General features: G+C 60.7%; 22 protein-coding genes, 2 tRNA genes and 1 pseudogene. 11 read left to right on the top strand and 14 right to left on the bottom strand.

The genetic code is table 11. The features are described 5' to 3' along the window. Positions 1-67: 67 nt before the first annotated feature. The 3 genes from B9A15_RS18960 to B9A15_RS18950 all read right to left on the bottom strand — a co-directional run bounded on the left by B9A15_RS18960 (position 68) and on the right by B9A15_RS18950 (position 3399). Positions 68-1354 carry an imelysin family protein gene (locus B9A15_RS18960; RefSeq protein WP_084412135.1) on the bottom strand — a complete coding sequence of 429 codons (1287 nt, stop codon included), beginning with the start codon at positions 1352-1354 and terminating at the stop codon, positions 68-70. A gap of 199 nt (positions 1355-1553) precedes the next feature. Continuing rightward, positions 1554-2495 (bottom strand): nucleoside hydrolase, encoded by a 942-nt coding sequence (locus tag B9A15_RS18955; RefSeq protein ID WP_084412102.1) that lies wholly within the window; start codon positions 2493-2495, stop codon positions 1554-1556. A 49-nt stretch (positions 2496-2544) separates the two neighbouring features. Continuing rightward, on the bottom strand, positions 2545-3399 hold the full coding sequence (locus B9A15_RS18950) for an NYN domain-containing protein (protein WP_084412101.1): 855 nt from the start codon (positions 3397-3399) through the stop codon (positions 2545-2547). A gap of 188 nt (positions 3400-3587) precedes the next feature. Here B9A15_RS18950 and B9A15_RS18945 point away from each other — a divergent pair, with 188 nt between their 5' ends. Beyond that, positions 3588-4172, top strand: coding sequence for a Uma2 family endonuclease (locus B9A15_RS18945; protein ID WP_084412100.1), 585 nt, complete (start codon positions 3588-3590; stop codon positions 4170-4172). Positions 4173-4207: 35 nt separating this feature from the next. Here B9A15_RS18945 and B9A15_RS18940 read toward each other — a convergent pair whose 3' ends face one another. After that, a complete protein-coding gene (locus B9A15_RS18940) occupies positions 4208-4429 on the bottom strand; it encodes a hypothetical protein (RefSeq protein ID WP_084412134.1) in 222 nt (73 codons plus the stop codon). Positions 4430-4863: 434 nt separating this feature from the next. Here B9A15_RS18940 and B9A15_RS18935 point away from each other — a divergent pair. The 7 genes from B9A15_RS18935 to B9A15_RS22675 all read left to right on the top strand — a co-directional run bounded on the left by B9A15_RS18935 (position 4864) and on the right by B9A15_RS22675 (position 10529). After that, positions 4864-4938 (top strand) — tRNA-Asn (locus tag B9A15_RS18935). A gap of 87 nt (positions 4939-5025) precedes the next feature. After that, complete coding sequence (locus B9A15_RS18930; protein WP_084412099.1) at positions 5026-6399, top strand: DUF6538 domain-containing protein; 1374 nt, start codon at positions 5026-5028, stop codon at positions 6397-6399. Positions 6400-6493: 94 nt separating this feature from the next. Further along, complete coding sequence (locus B9A15_RS18925) at positions 6494-6676, top strand: hypothetical protein (protein ID WP_084412098.1); 183 nt, start codon at positions 6494-6496, stop codon at positions 6674-6676. A 4-nt stretch (positions 6677-6680) separates the two neighbouring features. Further along, entirely contained in the window at positions 6681-6890 is a 210-nt protein-coding gene (locus tag B9A15_RS18920) for a hypothetical protein (protein WP_084412097.1), read from the top strand. Positions 6891-7004: 114 nt separating this feature from the next. Next, positions 7005-9215, top strand: coding sequence for a class I SAM-dependent DNA methyltransferase (locus tag B9A15_RS18915; protein WP_210190549.1), 2211 nt, complete (start codon positions 7005-7007; stop codon positions 9213-9215). 43 nt (positions 9216-9258) lie between these two features. After that, positions 9259-9900, top strand: coding sequence for a type IIL restriction-modification enzyme MmeI (locus tag B9A15_RS23270; protein ID WP_210190548.1), 642 nt, complete (start codon positions 9259-9261; stop codon positions 9898-9900). Then, entirely contained in the window at positions 9897-10529 is a 633-nt protein-coding gene (locus B9A15_RS22675; RefSeq protein WP_139798493.1) for a hypothetical protein, read from the top strand. The genes B9A15_RS23270 and B9A15_RS22675 overlap by 4 nt, the downstream gene beginning before the upstream one ends. A 227-nt stretch (positions 10530-10756) precedes the next feature. Here B9A15_RS22675 and B9A15_RS18910 read toward each other — a convergent pair whose 3' ends face one another. The 4 genes and pseudogenes from B9A15_RS18910 to B9A15_RS18895 form a co-directional block, all read right to left on the bottom strand. Next, positions 10757-11344, bottom strand: coding sequence for a recombinase family protein (locus B9A15_RS18910; protein ID WP_084412096.1), 588 nt, complete (start codon positions 11342-11344; stop codon positions 10757-10759). Between the two features lie 155 nt (positions 11345-11499). Further along, complete coding sequence (locus B9A15_RS23060) at positions 11500-11676, bottom strand: hypothetical protein (protein WP_170923365.1); 177 nt, start codon at positions 11674-11676, stop codon at positions 11500-11502. 776 nt (positions 11677-12452) lie between these two features. After that, positions 12453-13283 (bottom strand): ParB/RepB/Spo0J family partition protein, encoded by an 831-nt coding sequence (locus tag B9A15_RS18900; RefSeq protein ID WP_084412094.1) that lies wholly within the window; start codon positions 13281-13283, stop codon positions 12453-12455. A gap of 166 nt (positions 13284-13449) precedes the next feature. After that, a pseudogene (locus tag B9A15_RS18895) lies at positions 13450-13953 on the bottom strand (ribonuclease H family protein). Between the two features lie 681 nt (positions 13954-14634). Here B9A15_RS18895 and katG point away from each other — a divergent pair. Continuing rightward, positions 14635-16926, top strand: coding sequence for a catalase/peroxidase HPI (katG, locus tag B9A15_RS18890; protein WP_084412133.1), 2292 nt, complete (start codon positions 14635-14637; stop codon positions 16924-16926). A gap of 800 nt (positions 16927-17726) precedes the next feature. Here the strand turns inward: katG and B9A15_RS18885 are convergent. From B9A15_RS18885 to B9A15_RS18860, 6 genes are all read right to left on the bottom strand, one after another. After that, entirely contained in the window at positions 17727-18725 is a 999-nt protein-coding gene (locus B9A15_RS18885; RefSeq protein WP_084412093.1) for a BMP family lipoprotein, read from the bottom strand. 223 nt (positions 18726-18948) lie between these two features. Next, the gene (locus B9A15_RS18880; RefSeq protein WP_084412092.1) at positions 18949-19860 is read right to left on the bottom strand and encodes an efflux RND transporter periplasmic adaptor subunit; all 912 of its coding nucleotides are present in this window, start codon (positions 19858-19860) and stop codon (positions 18949-18951) included. Positions 19861-19875: 15 nt separating this feature from the next. After that, positions 19876-20079, bottom strand: a complete 204-nt coding sequence (locus tag B9A15_RS18875) for a DUF1656 domain-containing protein (RefSeq protein WP_084412091.1) — start codon at positions 20077-20079, stop codon at positions 19876-19878. Beyond that, a complete protein-coding gene (locus B9A15_RS18870; protein ID WP_084412090.1) occupies positions 20079-22244 on the bottom strand; it encodes an FUSC family protein in 2166 nt (721 codons plus the stop codon). Before B9A15_RS18870 ends, B9A15_RS18875 begins: the two co-directional genes overlap by 1 nt. A gap of 207 nt (positions 22245-22451) precedes the next feature. Next, entirely contained in the window at positions 22452-23120 is a 669-nt protein-coding gene (gene msrA / locus B9A15_RS18865) for a peptide-methionine (S)-S-oxide reductase MsrA (protein ID WP_210190547.1), read from the bottom strand. Positions 23121-23355: 235 nt separating this feature from the next. Beyond that, complete coding sequence (locus B9A15_RS18860; RefSeq protein ID WP_084412089.1) at positions 23356-23649, bottom strand: hypothetical protein; 294 nt, start codon at positions 23647-23649, stop codon at positions 23356-23358. 388 nt (positions 23650-24037) lie between these two features. Between B9A15_RS18860 and B9A15_RS18855 the strand changes: the two genes are divergently transcribed. Together B9A15_RS18855 and B9A15_RS18850 are read left to right on the top strand one after the other, a co-directional pair. After that, positions 24038-24127, top strand: a tRNA-Ser gene (locus tag B9A15_RS18855). A 748-nt stretch (positions 24128-24875) separates the two neighbouring features. Further along, positions 24876-25244, top strand: coding sequence for a hypothetical protein (locus B9A15_RS18850; protein WP_084412088.1), 369 nt, complete (start codon positions 24876-24878; stop codon positions 25242-25244). Positions 25245-25286: the final 42 nt, after the last annotated feature.

Below are 25286 nucleotides of genomic sequence, written 5' to 3'. Positions count from 1 at the left end.
GCGTCGATAGGAGAAATCCCAAAATGGCGGCCTCTGCGGAGGCCGCCATCTCGGCGGTATTGAAGTCTTACTGGAAGACCGCGTCCACATTGTCGAGGCTGTCGGAGCCTTCGATGGTCACGTCGCCGAGATCGAGGGCCGCGACGGCGCGCTCGATCGTCCGGGTCTGGGCGATGAGACCGTCGATCGCCTTCTGGACGCGGGCATTGCCGTCCGCATTGCCTTCGCCGATCTGCTGGTCATAAGCCTCGCCGCCTTCGGCCGCGTCATAGACGGCGCGCATGGCGGTCAGCGTGTCCTGAAGGTCGGACTTCAGCTCCTTGTCGACCTCGGGCGCCTTGGCCTCGACGAGATCGGAGACCGAAGGCCCTTCGACCGTCGAGCCGTCGATGCGCTCATAGCTGCCGGTATAGACATTCTCGATGCCGACGACGTCGTAATAATGGGAGACATGGGTGTTGTCGGAGAAGCAATCATGCTCCTCCTCAGGGTCATGGAGGAGAAGGCCAAGCTTCATGCGCTCGCCGGCAAGTTCGCCATAGGAGAGCGAGCCCATGCCGGTGAGGATCGCCGAGATGCCGGCGGTCGGATCGTCGAGGAGGGCCTTACGCGCCGCCCCGTCTTCCTGCCAATTGCCCACCATCTCCTCGAGATCGGAGACGAGGAGTTCGCTCGCCGCATTCAAATAGGCGCCGCGCCGGTCGCAATGGCCGTGGGTGCAAGCCTCGCCGGTCGCGAAATCCGTTGCAGGGCGATCGCCGGCCCCGGCCTCGGTGCCGTTCAGATCCTGGCCCCAGAGCAGGAACTCGATGGCGTGATAGCCGGTCGCAACATTCGCCTCGACCCCGCCGGCTTCCTGAAGCTTGTCCTGCAGCAGCTCGGGCGTGATCGTCGTCACATCGATCGTCTCGCCGCCAAGAGTGATTTCCTCATTGGCGATGACATTGGCCACATAGAGCGGATTGGAATCCGACTCGGTGCCGTAGCCGGCATCCACATAGTCGATCAGCCCCTCGTCCAGCGGCCAGGCATTCACCCGGCCTTCCCAATCGTCGACGATCGGATTGCCGAAGCGGAAGGCTTCGCTCTGCTGATAGGCCGGGCGGGAGGCCTTCCAGGCGTCACGAGCGGCTTGGAGCGTCTCCGCGCTGGCATTTTCGGTCAGCGCCTTGTTCGCCTCTTCCAGCGCCTTGGCGCGCGTCAGGGCGTCTTCATAGGTCGCAAGCGCGATGTCCGCATAGTTTTTGAGAACCGCTTCCTGGCTCGGGGTGTCGCTTTGGGCGAAGGCGGGCGCGGCAAGCGCCAGAAAGGAAACGGATGCGGCTCTGCCAGCCACGCGAAGGATCGAGGACATGACGGTCAAGCTCCTGCCGGGGACAAGGCCCGGTGCTCTTCAAGACGGTTCGGGCGAACGGGCGCGAAGGCCCGGACCGACGGCTAAGCAGATGGCGCCTGATTGTCAAACAACTTCGTGAAGTCTGGAATTGTTCTATTTCTAGATTGCCAATTTGGAATGATTCTATTCTTAGATTTACTATTCGGCCAGTCTGATCCTATGGAAGGCGTCCGATCCGCTCCGTCAGAAGCTGAAAGAAGCCATCGCTATCGCCCGAGCGCACCCAGACAGCGTTCTTGTCCCGGTCCGTCACGCCCCAATAATCGACGACGGTCATGCCGCGCGTCAGCGGCGAGCCGGTTTCGATCTCCACATTGACGTGGCGGGTCTTGAAGAGCTCGGGCTTTAGGACGAAAGCGGTCACGCAAGGATCGTGAAGGGGCGCGCCTTCCCAATTGTATTTCTCCACATCGAAGCGCTCGGAGAAGGAGAGCATCGCCGCCACCGCTTCGCCCGAGCGGTTGCCGAGGGCCCGGAACGCTTCGATCCGCTCCTTGGTCGAGCGCATGAAATGGGTGACATCGAGGGGGAGTACGGTGATCGCCGCGCCCGAACGGAAGACCGCGCTCGCCGCCTCCGGATCCACATAGATGTTGAACTCGGCCGTCGGCGTGATGTTGCCGCCCTCGAAATAGCCGCCACCCATCAGGACGATGTCCTTCAGGCGCTTGGCGATATCCGGCGCCTTGGCAAAGGCAAGCGCGACATTGGTGAGCGGTCCGAGGCACAGAAGCCGGATCGCGCCGGGCTCGTGGGCGCGCACCGTCTCGATCAGGAAATCGACACCGTGGGTCTCCTTCGGCTTTGTCACCGGTTCGGGCAGGTCCGGCCCGTCGAGACCGCTCTCCCCATGAACATGCTCTGCGGTGACGAGGCTGCGGCCGAAGGGCTTTGTGCAGCCGGGATAGACCGGGACCTCCGGCCGGCCGGCCAATTCGACCAGCTTCAGAGCGTTCCGGGTCGTCAGATCGAGCGGGATATTGCCGGCGACGGTGACGATGCCGAGAAGCTCGATCTCGTCGGGCGAAGCGAGCGCGGTCAGGATCGCGACCGCGTCGTCCTGGCCGGGATCGGTGTCGAAGATGACTTTCTGCGCCATGGCCGCGCCCTTTTGAAAAAGCGTTTCGTCGGAAATTTGGACTGCCGGCTTATGGGCCAGGACGAAGGGCTCGGCAACCGAGGGCGCTTTCGCCGATCGCGATCGTTTGCGGCGCGTTAGGCTTTTTCACCTTGGCCGCCCCTTTCGACTGCGGTCTCTGCGTTCCGCCCAACGGTTTCAACCGCACTTCCAATCCGTTGCCCGGATGCTGTCTCGATTCGAAATGGCCGGTCGCGCGCAAGAGATCCGAGAGTTTCTTATGTCCATAGGTGCGTGGTTCGAAATCCGCCGCCAACTGTTTGATCTGGCTGCCAAAGGGGCCGAGATGCACCCAGCCGTCTTTCGCATCCATCTGGGCCATGGTTCGCGTGAGGATGGTCATTGCGGATAGAGGCGCTTGTCCTTTCGGCTTGTCGGTCCCTGCTTCCGTCTTCTTCGCAGCCGGCGGCTTTGCCCCTGCCAATTTCTCAAGAGGAACGAAGTCGAGACAGGCCTTGCGAAAGGCTTCGCAGGTGGTCTGCCGGCCGAAGCCGAAAACGTCGAGCCCGGCTTCTCGAATTCGAAGGGCGAGGCGGGTGAAATCACTGTCGGATGAGACGAGACAGAAGCCATCGAAGCGAGCGCTGTAAAGAAGGTCCATCGCATCGACGACCAGTGCGATGTCGGCTGTGTTCTTGCCCTGGACGGGCGCGAATTGCTGAACCGGCTGAACGGCGAAACGGGCATGGGCCTCTGCCCAGCCTTTCAGGCGCCCATTCGCGAAATCGCCATAGACGCGCCGAAGGCTGGCCTCGCCCAGACCCGCGATATGCCGAAAGAGGCCTTCGGCAACGATTGAGGAGACGTTCTCCCCGTCGATCAGGACGGCCAGACGCTTCGGATTGCGAGTTCCTAATCCGCTCAAGAGGCGTCCTCCGGCCGGTTGATCGCCCGAACAATCTATCAAGCTGCGGTTGCGTAAACTTTAAGACGGGCGACTGGTCTCTTCCTGAGAGAGCTTTCCGGTTACGCGAAACAGGCGCAGGTCTTGGCGCGCACCGATCCTGCCGCCTGTGCTAGGATCGCTCGCACGTCAACCAGGATGAGCGAACCATGCCGGAACTCAGGAAGAGCGTATGGGACCTGCCCTCCTTCCTCGAATGGGAGGCGGCTCAGGAGAAGCGCTACGAATTGGACGCCGGCGAGCCGCGCCTGATGACGGGGGGCAGCCAGGCCCATGCGCTGATTGCGAGCCGTCTGCTCGCGCTTCTATGGCAGCGCCTTGAGGGCAGGGGCTGCCGTCCCTACGGCTCCGATCTGCGCGTGCCAATCCCTGCGACGGGCAATTGCCGCTATCCCGATGTCACCATCGATTGCGGCGCTTTCGATCCATCGGCTCATGAAGCCTCCGGCCCGACTGTCATTTTCGAGGTGCTGTCGTCGTCGACGGCCTGGTTCGATCAATCCCGCAAGTTCAGGGACTATGAAAGCCTGCCGAGCCTTCGCCAATATATCCTTATCTCCCAGTCCGAGGTGCGGGTCGATGTCTGGCGCCGGGGCGAAGGGGGCCGCTTCGTCATTGCCGCGCTCCTGCACGAGTGTTCGCAGAGCCTGTCCGTCGAAACCTGCGAGACGCCGATCCCGCTCACCGCGCTTTATGCCATGACCGGTCTTTGCCAAGAGGCCGTGTCAAAATAGCGGAGGAGAACTCGGCCTGTCCGTCACGGCGAATCTCAGCCGTCGGATCGAGCGCCCTTCCAGCGCCGACGGCGATTTTCCCAGCGCACGGCCAGTCTGCGCCGGAACCGTCGGACGGGCGCCACGTCGACCGACAAGACGATGAGCCCGAGCGGGATCATCCAGAAGCCGAGGACGGGGAGAAAGCCTAAAATGCCGCCAATGCAGAGTGCGACGCCGAGGGCGATCCGCAAGGGTCGGCTGCGCGGCAGGCGCATCTTTCGACCGAAGAGCTCGATCGTCGGCCCATGTCGGGGCGCATGAGACCGCTCCCTTGCGCCAGGTTCGACAGGTTGCAAGTCGGTTCGTGAGGGCGTCTTCATCGTTTGCGGCAGATGGGAGCCGCAGGCGGTCGCGGAAAGGAGGGGCGACCGAAGGAGCGGGATTTGCGCGATCACGCTTGAGCGAGCCGAACGCCTTCGGCCTGTTTTCAGCGGCGACCGGGACGAAGCTTCCGGCTGAACCCAGCCCCGAGGCCCCAGTCTCAGCCTCGGACACACTCATCGGTCCGCTATGGCCCCGTAAAAGGCCCTTGTGCGAAGGCTTTGGCGGCGCCGATCGATTTTTTCGCCGATACGGCTTGGCAAGTCGCCCGCGCCTTTGCTATAGGGCCGTCATCGCGATGCGGCGCTCGGCGCTGCACCCTTCGCGTTCCCCGGTAGCTCAGTGGTAGAGCACTCGACTGTTAATCGATCGGTCGCTGGTTCGAATCCGGCCCGGGGAGCCATTTTCTCGCTCAAAGTCCAGAAAATCCTGGGTTTCCAGGCATCTAGCGTTCCCCGAGGTACACTTCCGGTTACACCGAAGGTACCCTATGCTAATCGACGTGCGACACATCCAGAAACGAAAAGCGTCCTGGTACTACCGGCGAAAAGTCCCGGCTTCTCTCCGTGCTGCGATCGGCAAGCGGGAGATCGTGCTTCGGCTGGCCGGCTCGGAAGCGGAAGCCATCCGGCTCTATCTGTCTGTTCATGCCGAGGTAGAGCGCCAGCTCGCCCAGGCGGCAAGGGTGACGCCTGCGGCTGCATCGCGTGAAGATCAGACTGCGCTTGAGGTGGCGCGTGAGGCGGCTCGCCGTGTTGCCGCGCTTGGGCTCAACTCCGAATGGACGCCCGACGAAGAGGATGCGAACGAGGAAGGCGGGCGCGAAGCTATCGCTGATGCGGTCCTCAAAGGCTATCACAGGGACGAAGAGGGCGACCCCATCGGTCTCTCTCAGGCTGACGAGGCGTTCCTAAGCGCCCTATACCGTGGTGCGACTGCGAGACGGCCTGACCCAACCCTTGATGATGCGAAGCGGCTCTACGAGAAGGAGCGGGTCCGAGACAGCAAGAAGAACAAGGACGAATTGGAGCGGGTCTTCAAGCTCGTCGCTCAAGCCATCCCGTTGACCCGGACCCTATCCAGCCTCCGCCGAGACGATGCGAAGGAAGTTCGCTCGGTCATGCTGGACAGTCGGCGTCCTTCATCGGTGGATCGCTATCTCAATACGGTTCGCGCAGTCATCAATCATGCGATTGAAGAGTTCGACCTCGGCACGCTCCGCAATCCATTCATGAAACTGAAGGCTGACGTTCGGGAGAACGCTGAGCCGGAACGCAAGGTCAAGCGACCGTTCACGGAAGATGAGGTCCAGGCCATCCGAAGGCGCGTTCTATCGATGGCGAAGGACGATCTAGCTCGCATATGGATCATTCTAGAGAACAGCGGCTGCCGACTCTCCGAGGTTTCTGGTCTTCGCCGTGTCGATGTTCATCTCGAAGACGCCATCCCGCATTTCGACGTTGAATGGCACGAGGCGAGAAGGATTACGACGAAATCCTCTCAGCGCAAGGTGCCTCTCATCGGGCCAGCCCTCGAAGCCATGCGCGAGGCGGTCGAAGCGACCGATGGTCCGTTCCTGTTCCCCGACTACTGCCGTGAGGGTGGGGGTGGAGCGGCCTCAGCGGCACTCAGCAAACACGTTCGAGCCGTAACGGCCGATCGCAAGGTGACGACGCATTCGCTTCGTGATCGGATGAAAGACCTTCTCCGCGTCGCAGACGTTGAGGACGCCGTTCAGGACATCCTTCTCGGGCACGCATCGGGTAAAACCGCGTCGAACTACGGCGGCGAGCGAGCGCGCCTCCAGGTTGCTGACAGAGCCCTCCGGCAAGCGCTCGGCTTCCCTCCCCCGGAACGCACCTAAGCGTCCCTCATCATTCCCCATCGGCTTCCACGGACGTTCACTCGCGGCCGGCCGATGACGCACGTCTTCCCAACCGCAGCCACAGGAGAACACCATGCGCGGTTTCTACGTCACCCTCCTGTTCCACCTCGGGAGCCTACGGATCGAACTCGTGCCGCATTCGGTCGGCTTCGGAGCGGAGCGATCATCCGCAAACGATGTCGATTTCTTCGCCGGCCGGCTCACCGGATGCTGGTCTCGCCACCGCGAAGGCCGCTTGAGCGCACGGAAGGGCTGAGGCGATGGACATGGTTCTTGCGATTATCGCCGGCCTTGGCACCTTCATCGGCCTGAACATGGTCTTTGGACTTGTCACCGCGCTCGCCTGCGGCGCAAGCCAGTTCATGAATGTGATGCTGCGCTTTTCCTACTTCGCCCTGCCCATCCGAATGCTCGGCTGGTTCACCAGCGCCTGGATTGCGATCGACGTAGGCGCATCCATCGTCGGCTAGGACTACCCGGGAGGGGCATCCAAGCCTCTCCCCTCCGGTCGCATCAACCGTGCGAACGATTGCAATTCGTCCCTCTTCGTGGCGAAAGTCGGCACGGGGAATACCGGGGGATGCATGACGCCGCACGATTTCATCAAGAAGTGGTCGGGGACGAAGCTCAAAGAGCGCGCAGCCGCACATGAGCACTTCCTTGACCTCTGCCGCCTTCTCGAAGAACAGAGCCCGGCCGAAGCGGACCCCTCAGGCCTCGACTATGGTTTTGAAAAGGGCGCGACGAAGACCACGGGCGGCAAGGGGTTTGCCGATGTCTTCAAGCGCGGCTGTTTCGGCTGGGAGTACAAGGGCACCCATGCGAACCTCGATACCGCCTTCGCCCAGCTTCAACGCTACGCGGTCGCCCTCGACAATCCGCCCCTGTTGATAGTCTCCGACATTGGCACGACCATCCGCATCCATACCAACTGGACGAATTCGGTCTCGAAAATCTACGAGATACCGATCGCGGATATCGCCGATGCGGACAAGCGTGGTTGGCTGAAATCGGCGTTCACCGACCCGGAAGCCCTACGACCTAAGAAGACGCGGCAGGAACTGACCGAGGAAATCGCCGGAGAGTTCGCCGCTCTCGCCAAGTCGCTGCGCGAGCGCGGTCATCTGCCGGAAGAGGTGGCGCATTTCATCAACCGCCTCGTCTTCTGCATGTTCGCTGAGGACGTAAACCTCCTGCCATCAAAGCTCTTCACGCGGATGATCGAGCGAGCTCTGGATGAGCCGGCCGAGTTCGAGAGCTTCGCCCGCGATCTCTTCCTTGCCATGAAGGATGGGGGCCGTGTCGGCTTCGATAAGATCGCATGGTTCAATGGCGGGCTGTTCAACGACGATCTCGTCTTCCCGCTCACCAAGGACGAACTGAAGATCGTCCACAGGGCCGCCATCCAGTATTGGTGCGACATCGACCCGTCCATTCTCGGAACGCTGTTCGAGCGCGGCCTCGACCCCGACAAGCGCAGCCAGCTCGGCGCCCACTATACCGACCGCGACAAGATCATGATGATCATCGGGCCGACCATCGTCGAGCCCCTGGCCGCCGAATGGAGCGAGGCCAAGGGTCGTATCGAGGGCTTGATGGCGAAGGCGGAGGCTGCCAAGGGTGGGGCGCGCACGAAGGCCAAGAACCAGGCCCAGACGGTGCTGGATGAATATCTGAAGCGCCTTGCGGACTACCGCGTGCTCGACCCGGCCTGTGGTTCGGGCAACTTCCTCTATGTCGCACTTCGAGAACTGAAAAACCTCGAACACCGTGCCCAGGTGGAGAGCGAGGCTCTTGGCCTGCCGCGCGGCTTTCCGCAGATCGGCCCCGAAGTGGTGCGCGGTATCGAGATCAACCCCTATGCCGCCGAATTGGCTCGGGTATCCGTCTGGATTGGTGAAATCCAGTGGATGCTGAAGAACGGCTTCAACGCCTCGTCAAACCCCGTCCTGAAGCCATTGGAGACGATCGAGTGCCGAGATGCGCTCCTCAGCGAAGATGGCGATGGCAACATCGTTGAAGCGCAGTGGCCAAAAGCGGATGCGATCATTGGCAATCCGCCATTCCTCGGCGATAAGGTTATAGTTGGAGAACTTGGTGAAAAATACACGGGATGCGTTCGGAGCATTTACTCTGGCAAAATTCCAGGCGGTGCGGACCTTGTTGTCTACTGGATCTGGAAAGGGTTCCATTCGATCCAGAAATATTCGACAGAACGCGTTGGCTTCGTTGCTACTAATTCAGTAAGGAATGGTGCAAGTCGCAAAGTTCTAGATCAAGTTGTTGATGAAATACGCTTGATCGCGGCGTGGAGTGATGAGCCTTGGACAGTCGAGGGTGCTTCAGTTCGGGTCTCTCTGATCGTTTTCGGTAAAGCCGATCATAAAAATATTGCAACACTGAACGGAAAGCCGGTCAAAAAAATAAATTCTGACCTAACGAGCAGCAAATTCGATCTTACGAAGCGAGAGAAGCTTGAGCAAAATAAGAGAATATCCTACGTTGGTGTGATATATAACGGACCATTTTTTGTCGCACCTGAATTGGCAAGAGATTGGTTGCTCCAACCTCGGAATGTTGATGGTTCGCAAAACAGCGAGGTGCTGCGCCCATCCATGAATGGAGACGATTTCAATGGAAATCGGCCAGACCGCTGGGTAATTGATTTTGGTCCTAAGCGAGATGAGCAAAGTGCTGCGCTTTTCCAAGAGCCTTTCTCCTACTCCGAAAGGAATATCAAATCATACCGTCAGAGATTAGATGATAATAGTAATTTCCGTCGTCCGCACGGCTAGTGACCGCGATAGATGGTGGATACATAGCCGATCTCGCGGCGCTATGCGGAAGGCTCTTGAGGCTCTAGATCATTACATCGCGACGCCGATGGTAACAAGTTACCGTAATTTTGGTTTTCTCCACAAGGCAATACTTCCAGATCAGAAGCTCGTGATTTTTGTGAGGGATGACTTTGCGTTTTTTGGCATTTTGGAAAGCCGGTTTCATTTCGTCTGGACTGTTGCGACCTGTTCGTGGATTGGTTCTGGAAATGACATCACTTATTCAAATACATCGGTTTTCGAAACCTTCCCCTTCCCCGAGGGCCTGACGCCGGACATCCCCGCTGGCGACTATGCTGAGAACCCGCATGCGATTGCCATCGGCAAGGCGGCGGCGCTCCTCAACGAGCGGCGGGAGAACTGGTTGAACCCGCCCGATCTCGTGCGGCGCGAGCCCGAGGTGGTCGAAGGGTTCCCCGATCGCATTCTCCCGGTCGATGAGAAGGCCGCTGCCATCCTCAAGAAGCGGACCCTGACGAACCTCTACAATGAGCGGCCGGCATGGCTGGTCAATGCTCACAGGGCGCTGGATGAAGCCGTGGCGGGCGCCTATGGCTGGCCGGCCGACCTCTCCGACGACGAAATTCTCGCACGCCTCTTCGCCCTCAATCAGGAGCGAGCGGCAAAGGAGCAGGCGGGATGACGATAATAGAGGCTAGACGCCTGGAAACTGGCGATCGCCGCAGACGCGAATGGCACGTTTGGGACAATTGGATGAAGCATGCTGCTCAATTATGCGGGCGCTTCTATGGTGAAGTCGAAACAGACGATCCAGATATGTTTAATGACCCGTTCGCTTATAATGAGACTGCGAGTGTTTCTCTTCTTGCCTCCGCTGCAGCTTGTGCGGGCTATTTGGGATTGGCTGAATTCACCACATGGAAAAGAAGTCGTGCCGATCGCAGGAAAATCACTCATGGACGTTGCGACCTTTGGCTTTGCGAAGAGGCATCGTGGGCATTCGAATTTAAGCAGGTCAGGGGTTCCAGCGTTGGCGTAAAGCGCATTGAGGGCGCGATGCGAGACGCTGTTGATTGTGCAAAGCAAATCCGTGGCAATGATGCGGATGCTGCAGTTGCCGGATTGATCTTATCGCTAGCCTTCTGGGAAGGAGAAGAGCGGGAACGTATTCGGTCCAGGATAGAGGACTTCGCACTTGGGGGTGCATCCGCTGATAGATATGCGTGGCAGATATCAGGGCCGAAAACAGTCGATGAGAACATTCAGAAATGCGAGACGTTTTTGCTTTTTGATGTCGTTGAACGCTTCTAGGTGAGAGCGCTGTGACGACGATCTGGGGCATCCACATGGGGCGCCATCACGAAAACTGGCCGATCAAGAATGGCTACGTCTCTCTCGGCTGGTCCGCGCTAGGCGACCTGAAGACCAGCGCCTGTTTCAAGCGTTCGTGTCATGGCGTGCATGCCGCATTGAAGCGCAGGGCAGGGACTGCGGCATCGGAAACGACACAGACACCCCGTCACACTGAGGCGCCTGTATCATCCGCCATGAGTAGCCGAAGAGGCCCCATTGGAAGTTGGTGTGTCCGATAGGATGCGGTGGACCGACCCTTTACCAATGCCAAGGCGGCTGGCGATCTGGCCCATGCTCAAGCCTTCGGACGCCAGGGAGCGGACTTCATCGGCCCTGACGCGTGCTGTCGGCTTCCGCCCCTTATAAGCGCCTGCAGCCTTCGCCTTCGCGATGCCCTCGCGTTGACGCTCCAGCATCATCTCTCGCTCGAACTGAGCCACGGACGCCATGACGTTGAGCATCAGTGCGCCTGTGGGCGTCGAAGTGTCGATGTTCATGGCTTCGATGCGGAGAGCCACGCCCTTCGCCTTCAGGCGTTCGACGATCTCCCCCATGTGGACTACGGAGCGAGCCAAGCGGTCGAGCTTGGTCACTACAAGGGTGTCACCGCTCCTTGTGAAGGAGATTGCGGCTTCCAGCGCTACCCGCTCGCCGACTGACGAGACCTGTTCCTGAAAGACACGTTCGCACCCGAGCGCCGTGAGGTCGCGCACTTGAGCTTCTAGGCCCGCCTCCTGTTCGAGCGTCGAGGTGCGGGCATAGCCGATGAGCATGGGGGCGATCTCCGTTCCAATAGAGTCATAGACGTATGGCCGTAGCCGTTCCAAAACGCAATAGGCATTTCATTGGAACGGCCCATTGGGGCCTCTGGAACGGTCCAAGAGGGCCTGCCGTGTGGAACGATAAGCTCAATCAGGACGCCATGCGTTCACGATGCGAAGGTGCCGAGCGAGCGGAACCTTGGGAGCATCATGCTTTCGATCTCGACCAAGACGCATTCGAGTTCCGTGGCTGCATCGCTCTGTGGTGCGTGCTCGAAGATCGTCTGATCAATGGCATGAGCCGAGGCGTAGACCGGCCGGATATGAAGCTCGGACATGAGCATGGGAAAACCGTGCCGAAGCGCCAAACGCCTTAGCCGCGCCCCAGTACGTGAACCGGTGATTGTTCGACTGGCGAGGAACGCGACCCGAGCATAACCAGTGGGTGAGGCTTCGCGAGCCGCGCTCCGCAAGAGCTCGACCGCTTCGTCTATGTCTTCCTCCGCTGTGTCCAGGACGAAGACGGCAACGTCGGACGATCGCAGGACGGCAATCTTGCGGACTAGATCGAGCGATGGTCCGTCAATGAACGTCATGTCGACTGTAGGACTTGGTCCCGATTGGTTGAAGCGGTCCTCGGCACCCTCGAAGCGAGCCACACCGAAGGGCAGGCACTCCCGACCTCGCGCCCAGGCAAGGCTTCTAGCGCCTTCGCCCGCATCGAGTAGCAGCGTTCTACGCGTTCGGGAGAACCAGCCTGCAGCATTCACCGCAAGCAAGGTCTTCCCCGCGCCGCGTCCTGTGGAGACAAACGAGATGACCATGAGAATCCAGCCAAATACCCTATGAATATTTCCTGTATCATCTCATTCGCTTATTGGCATCCTAAAAATCACAGGGCCACGGGGGGAGCGGATATATTCCCTATAGTGGATAGGTGCTTCCAATTTTTTCAGTTAAACTTTTGCGCCCCTCCATTTGGGGTCCGATCAAAGCAAGCTCGATCCTCCTCCCCTGACCGATGGACGCCACCTCGAAAGGACCACCAGGAGCGAGGGGGTCATAAATTAGGACCCGTAAGCATTATGACCCCTTATCCTCCATCTTGCTCGATCAGCCTCTAGAAGGGCACCAGATCGTCATCATCGTATTCCTGGTCGCCATCAACATACTCCGAGAGGTATTGCACGAGTTCGCCAAGCCTCCGGCCCATATATTTCTCCAAGGTCATCGCCATGAGCCTTGGACGGTCAGCCAGGTGAGTGGAGAAGGCTCGGGCCATGCGGTCGGCCGCCACGTCCGATTGCTCCTCCAGTTCAGCGTCTGGATCAAAGTCAGCGGTGTTGGCTCCGCTTTCGCCCTTCGCCGCCTTCCTGGCCGCCCACCATTCCTCATACCCGTTGGCATCCTCCCCAAGCATCTGCAGTGCCTTACGCATAATAGTCACCTGAGGCTTCAAGATGCCGGTAGCCTTGATGATCTCTTTCGAGGTGAACCCACCAATGCGGACTAGCTTCCAGGCTCCATTCTGGCGCTGCTGATTATCCAGGGTCAGCGATAGGCGTGAGTTGACCTCAAGGCTATGCGTGAGGGCTTCACGTGGCGAGCCATCGAAATATGCCACAGGGATGGCCGAAGTCCGCCCGAGGGCGGCATAGGCTGCGAGGCGGTGATGGCCGTCGACGAGAAAGAACATGCCCCCAAGAGGAAGAATGAGGATGGGATCGAGCGCGGTGTCGTTCGCCACCAATCGCTTCAGTTGCTGGACGTGATATTCGTTAAGGCCAGACCGATGCGAGAACAGCTTGAGCTCAATGATGCTGCGCACTGGAAGGCTCGTAGGAAGATCGGCCCTAAAATCCGTCCGAAGAGCTTCCAAGGTCGCGATTGCTTTCTGGTTGTCGGCATACGCCAGGGCAAGTTTTTCTGTTTGATTGATGTGGATGTTCATCTGGTTTCTCGCGGTAGTCGCGTGCAGACGCGGCCGGCCGTGCGCCAGCCCCTGCTGATTGATGGTGGGGTGATTGAGAAAGATCAGGATGCATCGTGAGCGAGCGAGACCGGACCTTCCTCTAATTGGGTGGGGTAAAGTTCGAGGGCGAAGATTGGACGAGAAGCTAACTGCGCGCCCTGCGCACGGCCTCGTCCCTCGCTTGGGTCGCCAGCCGATCGGCCCTCTCGTTTCCTAGATGCCCGGCATGGCCCCGCACATGGACCCAAGCCACCTCTCGCGCGGCTTCAGCAACCATGAGGTTTTTCCAGAGGTCGGCATTGGCCACGGCCTTCCCGTCCGACTTCCTCCAGTCCTTCGCCGCCCAGCCTTCAACCCATTAGTTCATGCCATCGACCAGATAGGCGCTATCAGAGACGATGATGGCAGGTGTGTCGTTCACCTCCAGCGCCCTGAGACCCACCAAGGCCGCTCGCAGCTGCATGCGGTTGTTCGTGGTCTTCAGCTCCGCGCGCTTGATCTCGCGCTCTTTGAGCATGGTCAGGCCGTCGAAGAGCTGAAGGAGAGCAGCGCATCCCCCTGGGCCTGGGTTCCCGCTGCAGGCGCCATCCGTGTGGATAAGGTAATGTCGGCCTGCTCGAATGCCGGCGATGGTGTCTTCGGTGTTCATGGAATTTCCCTTGATGATGATCGGTTGACGCAAGCGTCTCACCAAAGGGGTGGGGTATTTCCGGTGACCCATTTCACCGGGCATGGGAGTGGCCAAAGGAGATCGGGCAGACAACCGAGCCGGCGTCCGCTTGAATTGGGGCGTCTATTCGTTTTGTCGCTTGACGACGAGGTACACCACAGGCTACCTCACGAAGTACACCGATGGAATTTTCCTCGGGAACAATCTGCGCTGAAGCCCTTGCATAGTAGGGCTTTGAGCAAGGAAGAGGCTCCAGTTCGATTGTGCCGGTTGTCCGGCCCGGGGAGCCACTCTTCCAAACGAATAGCTTTCAGATCTCTCGTGCTTGCCTGGCCGTTTCGTATGGCCTGGTCGCGTAAAGTGCCCATCTTCGAATGCAGCGCTTATCGGAACGATCCGGGGTCGGGCTTGATGCCGGCATGAGACACGACGCGCCATCGTTTGTGCCCTTTCTTTTCCCCTCCTTCACGTTTCTCATTTGGCGCGCGAGAGCCAAGTCTCTGATGTCATTGGCTGGCTATGCGCCCAGCTGGGCTGATCGTCGCATGCCACGACACCTTTCGGAGGATCGCCCCATTTACCCCACCTGAACAGGGGATATTTGGCGGTTTTGACGCCGGCGAACCCATCGTCGTCATCTTCTCGAAAAGGTCTATGACCATGAACATCAAGGCAGATATCCCCAATCGCGGCCAGTGCCCTTTCGGTGGCACCCGGATCGGGGGTGCGATCGGTTCCGAGCCGACGCTCGAACATTGGTGGCCGAACCGGCTGAAGGTCGAACAGCTTCACCAGAACCCGGCCGAGGCCGATCCTCTGGGCCGCGACTTCGACTATGCCAAAGCCTTCAAGACGCTCGATCTCGAAGAGGTCAAGAAGGACATCAAGGCGTTTTTGACCTCCTCGGTCTCTTGGTGGCCTTCGGATTACGGCAATTATGGGTCACAAATGGTGCGCATGGCCTGGCATTCGGCGGGCACCTATCGCCGGGCCGACGGGCGCGGCGGCGCAGGGCAGGGCATGCAGCGCTTCGCACCGGTCAATTCCTGGTGGGACAACGGCAACACCGACAAGTCGCGCCGCCTGCTCTGGCCGATCAAGCAGAAATACGGCACGGCGCTCTCCTGGTCCGATCTGATGATCCTCGCCGGCAATTGCTCGCTGGAGATCATGGGCTTTCCCACCTTCGGCTATGCCGGCGGGCGCGTTGATGCCTGGGAGCCGGATACCGCGATCTATTGGGGACCGGAAGGGTGGAACGGCAAGAAGCCGTCCGAGACGACGCCCGGACCGATGGAAGGCCATCCGAACCAGATGGTCACCCGCACCCTGCGCTGGGAAGGCGAGCCCAAGGACGATTATTACGACCTCGAAAACCCGCTCGCGGCCTCGCACCAGTCGCTGATCTATGTCGATCCGGAAGGCCCGAACGGCAATGGCGATCCGATGGACTCGGCCCGCGACATCCGCATCACCTTCGGCCGCATGGCGATGAATGACGAAGAGACCGTGGCCCTGATCGCCGGCGGCCACGCCTTCGGCAAGTCCCATGGCATGGTCTCGCCCAACAAGATCGGCCCGGCCCCGGAAGGCGCGCCGATCGAGGCCATGGGGCTTGGCTGGCAGAATCCCGAAGGCACCGGCTTTGCCCAATATACGATGACCAACGGCATCGAAGGCTCCTGGACGCCGAACCCCACCAAATGGGACAACGACTATCTGACCAACCTCTTCAAATATGAGTGGGAGAAGACCAAGAGCCCGGCTGGCGCGACCCAGTGGACGCCGACCGACCCGAACGCGCCGAAGACGCCGGATGCCCATACCGGCGAGATGCATCCCCTGATGATGATGACCTCGGACCTCGCGCTGAAGGTCGATCCGGACTATCGCAAGGTCTGCGAGAAGTTCCTGAACGATTTCGACGCCTTCACCGACGCCTTCGCCCGGGCCTGGTTCAAGCTCGTCCATCGCGACATGGGGCCGAAGTCGCGCTATCTCGGCCCGGAAGTGCCGGCGGAGGATCTTCTCTGGCAGGACCCGATCCCCGATCTCGACCATAAGACGGTGAACGCGTCCGACATCGCTCACCTCAAGGGCAAGGTGCTCGATTGCGGCCTGTCGGTCTCGGACCTCGTCTTCGTCGCCTGGAGCGCGGCCTCCACCCACCGCGTCTCGGACAAGCGGGGCGGGGCCAATGGCGGACGCATCGCGCTCGAGCCCCAGAACAGTTGGGAGGTGAACGATCCGGCCCGCACCAACAAGGTGCTTGATGCCCTTCGCCTCGTCGCCGACGAGTTCAACAACGCCCAGTCCGGCAACAAGCGCATCTCGCTTGCCGACATGGTCGTGCTCGCCGGCTGCGCGGGTGTCGAAAAATCCGCGAAGGATGCCGGTGTCGATGTCGAAGTGCCGTTCACGCCGGGCCGCATGGACACGACCCAGGAGCTGACGGATGTGGAACAGTTCGACTGGCTGCAGCCGGTCTCGGACGGCTTCCGCAACTATCACCGGGACGACATCGTCTATAACGTCGCCCCCGAACAGCTCTTTCTCGACCGCGCCGCGCTTCTGTCTCTGACGGCGCCCCAATGGACGGCTCTCGTCGGGGGGCTGCGCGTTCTCGGCACCAATTGGGACGGCTCGAAGCATGGCGTCTTCACCGATCGGCCGGGCGTCCTGTCGAACGACTTCTTCCTCGCCCTCACCGATATGAGCATGGAGTGGCGCAAGGCGGACGAGGCGGGCATGCGCTTCACGCTCAACGACCGCGAGAGCGGCACCGAGCGCTTCACCGCCACCCGCTGCGACCTGATCTTCGGATCGAATGCGCAGCTGCGCCAGATCGTCGAGGTCTATGCCGGCAGCGACGGCCATGGGCGCTTCGTCAAGGACTTCGTCGCCGCCTGGACCAAGGTCATGATGCTCGATCGCTACGATCTGGCGGCCTGATCTTCCGTTTATTGGGTGTCCGGCTGGTCCGGCCGGGCACCTTTTCGACCCTAGAGGCAGGCGCGCCAAAGTTGATCGACTTTTGGATTAAATTTTAAACAATACAATAAGTTAGTATGAACAGGCGGCGAGCACTCGCATTGTGTTCGATCGCAGGCAGCGACGTGACCCTAAAGCCGACACCTTCGACGCTTCGTCATTCTCGGCCACCGTGCCGAGAATCCAGAAGCGCCTGAAAAAAGAGTGGCTTCATCGGCGCACTGGATGCTTGGGACGGTGCCCTACGACATTCACACATCCTGCGAAGAGCCTTTATTCCAGGGCTTTGCGACCGACCGTGGTCTTGACGCTGTCCTTGGCGACTTGTCTCAGCTGCCGGCAGCAAGCACCGACGACTTCTCCCCCTGGGGGAGAAGCCGAAGCGTCCAAGGTCGGGTCTTAACCGCCAGCGAGACAATGTGTGAATCTCGTAGGGACGGAGCCCGAGCATGACGAACGCGATGGAAATGAACGACCGCTCCGCGAGTGCCGAGCACTCGATATATGCCGTTCGGAGAGCCTGTCGGATACCCTCTCCAAATCGGTCGCGTTTCGCTCTAGAGCATGATGCCGAAAAGTTGCATGACTTTTCGGGCAACATCATGCGGCAAAACAAACACTTAGAGCGAAATTGCGATTCCGAGTTATCGCATTTCGCTCTAAACGGCGATGATGCGCATCGTCTGGCGGGGCCCAGCATCAAAAAAAGGCCGACCCTCCGGGCCGGCCTTTTTCGTATCAGTGTCCTGATTTCCTGCCGATCAGTAAGGGCAGCTCGAATCGGTCGAATAGTCGTGGACCTCGATCTCGCCGGAGACGATCTTGGCCTTGGCCTCTTCGGCCGCCGCCTTCATCTCCTCGGTGACGAGCTCAGCATTGTTCTCGTCCATGGCATAGGTCACGCCGTCCTCGGCAAGGCCGAGATTGACGACGCCGGCGCTCCACTCGCCGTTCTTGGCGTCCTCGAACGTGTCATAGACGGCGTTGTCCACCTTCTTGACCATGGAGGTAAGGACATGGCCGGGAAAAAGCATGTTCTGGTTGGAATCAACGCCGATGCCGAACTTGCCGGCATCGGCCGCCGCCTGAAGGACGCCGATGCCAGTGCCGCCGGCGGCATGGAAGATGACGTCGGCGCCCTGGCTGATTTGCGAGCGGGTCAACTCGCCGCCGCGAACCGGATCGTTCCAGGCCGCGCCGGTCGTCCCCGTCATATTCTCCAGAACCTCGATATCCTCCGACACCGATTTGACGCCGCCCTTGTAGCCGCAGAGGAACTTGCGGATCAGCGGAATGTCCATGCCGCCGACGAAGCCGACCTTGCCCGTCTCGGATTTCATTGCCGCCAGAATCCCGACGAGATAGGAGCCCTCTTCCTCCTTGAAGAGGATGGAGCGGACATTCGGCGCATCGACCACCGCGTCGATGATGGCGAATTGCGTGTCCGGATATTCCTTGGCCACCGCTTCGAGGGCTGCAGCCTGGGCAAAGCCGACCGAGATGATCGGGCTCGCCCCGTCACGCGCGAAGCGGCGCAGGGCCTGCTCGCGCTGAGCCTCGTTGGTGATCTCGAACTCGCGATACTCGGTGCCGGTCTCGTCCTTGTAGCGCTGGGCGCCGTTATAGGCGCCCTCGTTGAAGGACTTGTCGAACTTGCCGCCGAGATCGAACAGGATGGCGGGCTTGAACTCGGTGTCCTGGGCAAAGGCAGGAGCGGCGAGAAATGAGGCGGCCAGACAGGCTGCCAGGAACTGTTTCATGGGGTCGTCATCCCTGTCGTTTGTCGTTGCGCCCGCCCAAGCGCACCACCGCTCGCGGTCGGCTGCGCATCGGCTGGGCGAATGCGGATCGCGCCCAAGAGACTGGCATGGGCGCGGCGGGAAATCATCTGAAAAAAAACACGTCGCCAGCGCGCATGGTGTCCGCATTGCCTGAAAGGCGTTTTGGCGGCGGATGGGTGCGCGTCGGAACGAGGCGGAAGCCTCAGCGAAGCGCGCTCCAGATGCGATCCCAGATCGGTCCTTGGCGGCGGTCGTCGGGCACTTCGACGATGACGGAGGCGGTCGCGCCGTTGACGAGGGGGACGCGCTCGGGACGCTCTTTCAAGGCGATCTCGACCGGAACGCGCTGGGCGAGGCGGATCCATTGGAAAGACGGCTCTGGGCTTTGCAGAAGCGCGGAGGACGTGTCCTCGCCATAGGCGATGCCGGCGGAAATGCCGGTGACCTCGCCGGTGAGTGTCTCCCCGCTCGCCATCAGCTTCACCCGTGCCGGATCGCCGACGCGGATCGCCGGCAGCTTGGTTTCCACGAAGAAGGCATCGACCCGGAAGGAGGCTTCGTCGACAATGGCAAGCACCGCCTTGCCGGCGCTCGCATAATCGCCGGTATCGGCCGAAAGATTGGCGATCCGCCCGGTCGTCGGCGCCAGAAGGACGGTGCGCTCCAGATCCTTCTCGGCCCTGTCGACGGCCGCCTTTGCGGAGGCGACGGCCGCTTCGGCCGCCTGAGCTTCGAGGCGCGCATTGGCGACATTGACGTCGGCGACCGCGGCCGCGTCCCGGTCCTGCAAGGCATTGAACCGCGCGGCCTGTTGGGCCTTCAGGGCGGCCTGCGCCTCGGCTTCGCCGAGCGAGGCCTTCGCCTGTTCGAGAGCGAGCTGGTAGTCGGTCGGATCAATGGTCAGAAGCCGATCGCCTTGCTCGACCCGCGCATTGTTGGTCACCTCGATTTCGGTGATCGGACCCGAGACCTGCGGGGCGATCTCGACGATGTCGGCCCGCACATGGGCGTCCCGCGTCCAGGGATCCTCGAAGACGCTGTCCCAGACATAAATGGCGCCGAAGACGGCGGCGACGACGATGAGAGCGGTGAGGATCAGGCGAATGATGATCACGACGGGCGTTCCGGCTCAAAAATCGGGCGCGAAGGCCGCGACCAGGGAAAAGAGAATGAAATAGAGCGCAAGTCGGGCGAGCGGCGGATGAAAGAACAAATCCCAGGCCGCAAGCCGCAGCATCACGCCATCGATCACGAACCAGAGGACGCTCGCCGCGATGGCGCAGAAGAAGAGGGCGGGGATATAGAGCCCGAGAATGGCGACTTCCTGATGCATCACGTCCTCCCGGCGGGCTTATCGACATTCGGCTCGCGCGCAGGGCTCCTGGCGAGACGGCCGGTCTCCACAATGACGGCGAGAAGCTCGCCGACCGCGCCGAAGCGTAGGAGGGCGAGCCGCCGCGCCTCGTCAGGTCCATCGCTTGCCCCCGTCCCGGCCCGTTCGATCGCGCCGCGAAGCGCCACAAAGCACTCTTCGGGCTTTTCCTGCGTCCCCTTGGACAGACCGGCCGCCTCGCGAATGGCGCTCAAGAGACGGGGGCAGAAGGCGGCGATCTCCTGCGGCAGATCCGGGTCGGCCGCAAGGCGCCTCAACTCATAGGCTTCGAGGCCCGCCAGAAGGGTCGCCTCGGCCCGGTCGAGGAGATGCTCGGCCTTGGCGCCGGATGTGTCGAGATCGTTGCCATAGTCGCCGATGATGTCGACCGCCTGCTCGAAGAAGGCCTGCTGATCCATGGCTTTCGGCCGCGTCGCGCCGTCGAGAAGCTTGTCGGTCCCTCGCCGCAGATGGCGGCAGAGCCAGGCTTGGTTTTCCGGAAACAGGATCGCGACGGCGGCAATGAAGGTCGGCGGCATCAAGGCGAGCGTCGCGACCGTGTTGATGAGGCGGATGACGCTGTAGCTCTGGTCGTTGGAGGGCTGGAGGCCGATGGCGAGCATCAAGGTGGCGCCGATGGCGATCGGCAGCGTCGGCTGGGCGCCAACCACATAATAGATGACGAAGATCGCCGATCCGAGAAGCAGCGCGAGCCCCCAGAACCCGTCGAGAAAGGGCAGCATCGCCATCAAGGCCAAAGAGAGGATCGCGCCGGCCGCATAGCCGAGGCCGATATTGAGGCCGGCCTTGACCCGCACCTTGCGCGGGACGATCGTGGGCAGAAGAAGCGTCAGGGCGCCGGTGATGAGCGCATAGACATAGCCGGTCTGCCAGCCGCTCGCGATCCAGATGCCGGCCGCCAGAACGAAGGTCAGCATCGGCCGCACGCCATATTGTAGGGCGGCTAAGTGATCGCGATAGCGCTGGCTCATGGGCCGCGCCTCGTCGGCCGGCAGGCTCGGATCGAGAAGCGCGGCCTCGCGCTTCAAGAGATCGCGCAAGGCCGAGGCGAAGATGCGCAGGCGAAACAGGGCCGCCACTTCCAGGCTTGAGAAGCTGCCGCTGTTCTCCCGATGAGCCCGCTCGACGATGCGACGGGGCTCGACGCCTTCGATGAAGCGCTCGATGGTCTTGGCATCGGCAAGCGTGCGCTCGGCGTCTTCGCGCCGTTCGGGAAAGCCGTCGAGAATTTCGGCAAGGCGAAGGCGTTCGTCTTCCACCTGCCCCTTTCGATCGCTTGCGGGGAGATGGTCTATGGCGAAACGGCAGGCCTCGGCGGCCACGCCCACTTGGGTCAATGCGTGGGCGACGGCGGTCATGCGCGGCAGGCGCCAGCGCTTGCGCGACCGCTCGAAGGACTGGGCGCGAAGCTGGGTATGGATGGCGAGAAGGCTGGCGATCGCGGCCTTGCGATCTTGCGGAGACGCAGAGCGCGACGGGTGGAGCGCGCCGCGGGCGAGCTTCAGCACGCGCTCACGTCCATCCGCGATCGTCTCCATCGCGGAAGCCTCGACCGATCGCGGAAAGACCACCAGAAGAACGACGAAGCCGCAGACGATGGCGATGACCGTCTCGGTCGTGCGGGCGAGCGCATAGCCATAGGCTGCATCGATATTCGGGCCGGTGTCGAGGGCGATGACCATGGCGGTCAGCCCGCCGACCCCATAGGCATAGGCGTCCGTACCGCTTTCGAGCCGGGCCAGATAGCCGGTGCCGAAGATCCAGAGGGCGAGGGCGGCGATCATCGCCGAGGCCGACTGGGCGAAGGCACCGACAAGGACCATGGCGACGAGCGCGCCGAGCAACGTGCCAGCGAGCCTGGCCGCGCTGCGCCACACCATCGTGCCCGATTGCTGGCGCACGATGAGGGGAATGGTCAGAAGCGCCCAGTAGGTGTTTTGAAGATCGAAGAAGAAGGCGATGGCGAGCGCGAGTATCGCGGCTATCGACACATTCAGCGCGTAACGCGCCTGTTCGATATCCACCCAACCGATGATGGGGCGAAGACGCAGGGTCCAATCGGGCCAGCGGTGACCGCGTCCTTGCGAGGCGGCCTCGGCGCCCATCTGACCTCTCCTTCAACGCCGCCCCGGCGCGTACCGCGTCGGGCGTTCGCCCCGACGCTCGAGAGCTAAGATGCGGAGGGCACGAGTCAGGTCAAGCGTGAAGCATCTGGTCGGCAAATGTGGGAGCATTGGACGGGCTTCGGCGCCATGCGCCGAAGCCCGAAGCATTATAGAGCCGTCTCGATAGAGAGGTCTTGACTTGGACGGCTATTCGGCCGCGACGCCGACGCCGATCGGGCAGGAGACGCCCGTGCCGCCGACCCCGCAATAGCCATTGGGATTCTTGGCGAGATATTGCTGATGATAATCTTCGGCATAGAAGAACGTGCCGGCCGGCTCGATCTCGGTGGTGATCGTTCCCTTATGGCCCGCGGCCGCGAGCGCCTTCTGATAGGCGGCGCGGCTTTCCTCGGCCTCGATCTTCTGGGCCTCATCGGCATAATAGATGGCCGAGCGATATTGGGTGCCCACATCATTGCCCTGGCGCATGCCCTGGGTCGGATCATGCCCTTCCCAGAAGGTCTTCAGAAGCGCTTCATAGGAGATTTCCCGAGGATCGTAGACCACGAGCACCACCTCGTTATGGCCCGTCTGACCGGTGCAAACCTCCTGATAGGTCGGGTTCGGCGTATAGCCGCCTGCATAGCCGACGGCGGTCGTATAGACGCCATCGAGCTTCCAGAACATGCGTTCGACGCCCCAGAAGCAGCCCATGCCGAAGACGGCCGTCTTCATGCCGTCCGGGAACGGCCCCTTCAAAGGCGTTTCCTTGATGAAGTGGGTCTCGGCCGTCGGCAACGGCGTCTCTCGCCCGGCGAGCGCATCGGCCTTGTCGATCATCTTCGTCTTCTTGGAAAACATATCGAGGATATACATCGGGGTCTCTCTTCGATTGGGAATGAGAGCATGATGGGAAACGTAGCATGACTTTTCCGATCACATCATGCGGCAGAACAAAGACTTAGAGCGGAATGACGATTCCGGTTTGTCAGATTTCCCTCTAAGAATGGCGTTCAGACAAGGCGGGGCGAGCCGCGCTCTCAAAATGCCGCATCGCCCATCATCTTCGGCGTCTTCGCTCCTCTCGCTCGGCGGGCAAGCCTTCACGGGATCAGATGAGGGCCCGTCGCCGAAGACCACGCGGCTTGCGGCCGAGAATGACGAAGAGCGAGCCGACGACCGCGGCCGTGATCGAGAAGGGCCAGGTGCCGATCACGGCGAGCGTTGCCGATGTGCCGGCGAACAAATCCGCGGCGACGCCGGTCGTCTGAGCGATTTCGGCGATGGTCGAAAAGCGGATCACATCGTCGGCCACGTATCGCGCAATGTCGCCAACCGCGAAAATGACGGCGAGCGCGAACAGAACCATACCGATGAAGCGCGAAAGCGCGCGCAGGGTCGACATGATGCTTCGCTCGTCCTTTCGCTTAACCGTTCGCGCGGTCCGGCCCGGGCGCGCTTGATCAAGGCTCCAGCCTGCCGCCGTCTCTTGTCTTCGAGCCATAAGATGGGGATGTCAGGCATCAAAAACAATGCGCTCTCGAATGTTCGGTTGCGTCGACAGTAAGGTGGTGAGGCCCGCCAGTCCGGAGCCTGTCGCAAGGCTCGCGGCAGCCTCACATGACGGGAATGCGAAATCCCACTTGAACCCAGGCGCGATCTGGCTTAAGTCCGCGCCGTCCGACCGAGAGGCGCTCGTCCCAGAAGGGCGCCGCAGGCTTTGAGGGTCCAAAGGTCGCTTGGCTTTCCTTGACGTATGAGGAATGCATGAGACGGCCAAGTTCGGACGGCACGGTGAGGTGGCCGAGTGGTTGAAGGCGCACGCCTGGAACGCGTGTATACGGGAAACCGTATCGAGGGTTCGAATCCCTCTCTCACCGCCATACTGTCATAAAAATCAACAACTTAACTAACGATTTCTGGCCAGACACACTTCTTGCCATAACGACGGATTGGTGTGGAAAAGCCTTTTGGCTCACGAATCAGCATGCTGGCAATTCGGCGCTGGAAGCTGGTCAGTCTGCGATTTGACCGCTCTCATTTTCCCCGTTCTACAAACAGTTTGCGTGCCGCGTCAGATCACCGCGCAAAAAGGGCGGTTCTGTGTATTTCCGCCAGATATTACCAATATAAAAATGAAAATGGACGGTAGAGCAGCGCGATTACAAAGTCGTTCCACCAATTTACCGGCTAAGAAACGGCATATTTGTAACGGTAAATTTGTAGTGTGGCATTAGGAGACGCAAAAAAGCTTGCGGCCCCATAAGAGACGCTTGCTTTTTGGATTTTATTAAAAGATGATTTGCGCGGAATCTGCAAACTAGATGGCGTGCCCTTGCCGGGGCTACGGCATCACCGTGACTGCTGCACAAAGGCTTGCCGGCCCAAGTGCGCAATGAACGTGCCACGTGGTCGTGTGCGCGAACGGCATCACTATGCCGGGAGTGCCACGGCACGGTCAAGGGGTAGCTCCCCGGTTGATCGAGATAAAATAGCCTTCGGGTGAAGGCCGTGGCGCACGTTTTTCGTTGACGTGTTTGCAGACTCCCGGCGCCAGCGCCGGTCCCGCTGGTATCCGGAGGTGGAGCCTCCGCGGCCCTGCAAAGCCGACATCAACGAGAGAAATTACCCATGCAAAACATTACCCCCCGCCTCATAACTGAGTTCGCGACTGTTACGCTTGCTGCCTGGCGCGCCGCCGACGCGCGCCGTGACTTCACCAGCTGCGCCGCCGCCTGCGATCGTCTCACGCTGCTGGAAGAAGAGATCAGCACGCACACCGCCTCCGACGCACATACAGCGTTGTTCCAATTGGGCGCCCTTTATGGTGCCGTTGAACGTGTTGCGGACGACCCAGACAGCGAAGATCGCGCGATGATCGAACGGCTCGTTGAAAGCCTGCGCGACTATCTGTGCACGGCGGGCGGTATCGACGCCAAACAATTCGAATATTATTTCGGACCCAATGGGGACGCCACGCCGCGCAAGCATGCGGCCTAATGACAAATTGGGGGTGGCCATTGCGTGCCGCCCCATCCCACG

The sequence above is a fragment of the Fulvimarina manganoxydans genome (assembly GCF_900176465.1).
GTDB classification, from domain to species: Bacteria; Pseudomonadota; Alphaproteobacteria; order Rhizobiales; family Rhizobiaceae; genus Fulvimarina; species Fulvimarina manganoxydans.
The sequence above is the reverse complement of the archived record's forward strand: the minus strand, read 5'-3'. Positions and strand labels throughout refer to the sequence as shown.

What these genes read in the sequence shown, in the direction of transcription:
- B9A15_RS18960 (WP_084412135.1), bottom strand. Translation starts at nt 1,354, where the DNA reads ATGTCCTCGATCCTTCGCGTGGCTGGCAGAGCCGCATCCGTTTCCTTT.
- B9A15_RS18955 (WP_084412102.1), bottom strand. Translation starts at nt 2,495, where the DNA reads ATGGCGCAGAAAGTCATCTTCGACACCGATCCCGGCCAGGACGACGCG.
- B9A15_RS18945 (WP_084412100.1), top strand. Translation starts at nt 3,588, where the DNA reads ATGCCGGAACTCAGGAAGAGCGTATGGGACCTGCCCTCCTTCCTCGAA.
- B9A15_RS18940 (WP_084412134.1), bottom strand. Translation starts at nt 4,429, where the DNA reads ATGCGCCTGCCGCGCAGCCGACCCTTGCGGATCGCCCTCGGCGTCGCA.
- B9A15_RS18930 (WP_084412099.1), top strand. Translation starts at nt 5,026, where the DNA reads ATGCTAATCGACGTGCGACACATCCAGAAACGAAAAGCGTCCTGGTAC.
- B9A15_RS18925 (WP_084412098.1), top strand. Translation starts at nt 6,494, where the DNA reads ATGCGCGGTTTCTACGTCACCCTCCTGTTCCACCTCGGGAGCCTACGG.
- B9A15_RS18920 (WP_084412097.1), top strand. Translation starts at nt 6,681, where the DNA reads ATGGACATGGTTCTTGCGATTATCGCCGGCCTTGGCACCTTCATCGGC.
- B9A15_RS18915 (WP_210190549.1), top strand. Translation starts at nt 7,005, where the DNA reads ATGACGCCGCACGATTTCATCAAGAAGTGGTCGGGGACGAAGCTCAAA.
- B9A15_RS23270 (WP_210190548.1), top strand. Translation starts at nt 9,259, where the DNA reads ATGCGGAAGGCTCTTGAGGCTCTAGATCATTACATCGCGACGCCGATG.
- B9A15_RS22675 (WP_139798493.1), top strand. Translation starts at nt 9,897, where the DNA reads ATGACGATAATAGAGGCTAGACGCCTGGAAACTGGCGATCGCCGCAGA.
- B9A15_RS18910 (WP_084412096.1), bottom strand. Translation starts at nt 11,344, where the DNA reads ATGCTCATCGGCTATGCCCGCACCTCGACGCTCGAACAGGAGGCGGGC.
- B9A15_RS23060 (WP_170923365.1), bottom strand. Translation starts at nt 11,676, where the DNA reads ATGCTCATGTCCGAGCTTCATATCCGGCCGGTCTACGCCTCGGCTCAT.
- B9A15_RS18900 (WP_084412094.1), bottom strand. Translation starts at nt 13,283, where the DNA reads ATGAACATCCACATCAATCAAACAGAAAAACTTGCCCTGGCGTATGCC.
- katG (WP_084412133.1), top strand. Translation starts at nt 14,635, where the DNA reads ATGAACATCAAGGCAGATATCCCCAATCGCGGCCAGTGCCCTTTCGGT.
- B9A15_RS18885 (WP_084412093.1), bottom strand. Translation starts at nt 18,725, where the DNA reads ATGAAACAGTTCCTGGCAGCCTGTCTGGCCGCCTCATTTCTCGCCGCT.
- B9A15_RS18875 (WP_084412091.1), bottom strand. Translation starts at nt 20,079, where the DNA reads ATGCATCAGGAAGTCGCCATTCTCGGGCTCTATATCCCCGCCCTCTTC.
- B9A15_RS18870 (WP_084412090.1), bottom strand. Translation starts at nt 22,244, where the DNA reads ATGGGCGCCGAGGCCGCCTCGCAAGGACGCGGTCACCGCTGGCCCGAT.
- msrA (WP_210190547.1), bottom strand. Translation starts at nt 23,120, where the DNA reads ATGTATATCCTCGATATGTTTTCCAAGAAGACGAAGATGATCGACAAG.
- B9A15_RS18860 (WP_084412089.1), bottom strand. Translation starts at nt 23,649, where the DNA reads ATGTCGACCCTGCGCGCGCTTTCGCGCTTCATCGGTATGGTTCTGTTC.
- B9A15_RS18850 (WP_084412088.1), top strand. Translation starts at nt 24,876, where the DNA reads ATGCAAAACATTACCCCCCGCCTCATAACTGAGTTCGCGACTGTTACG.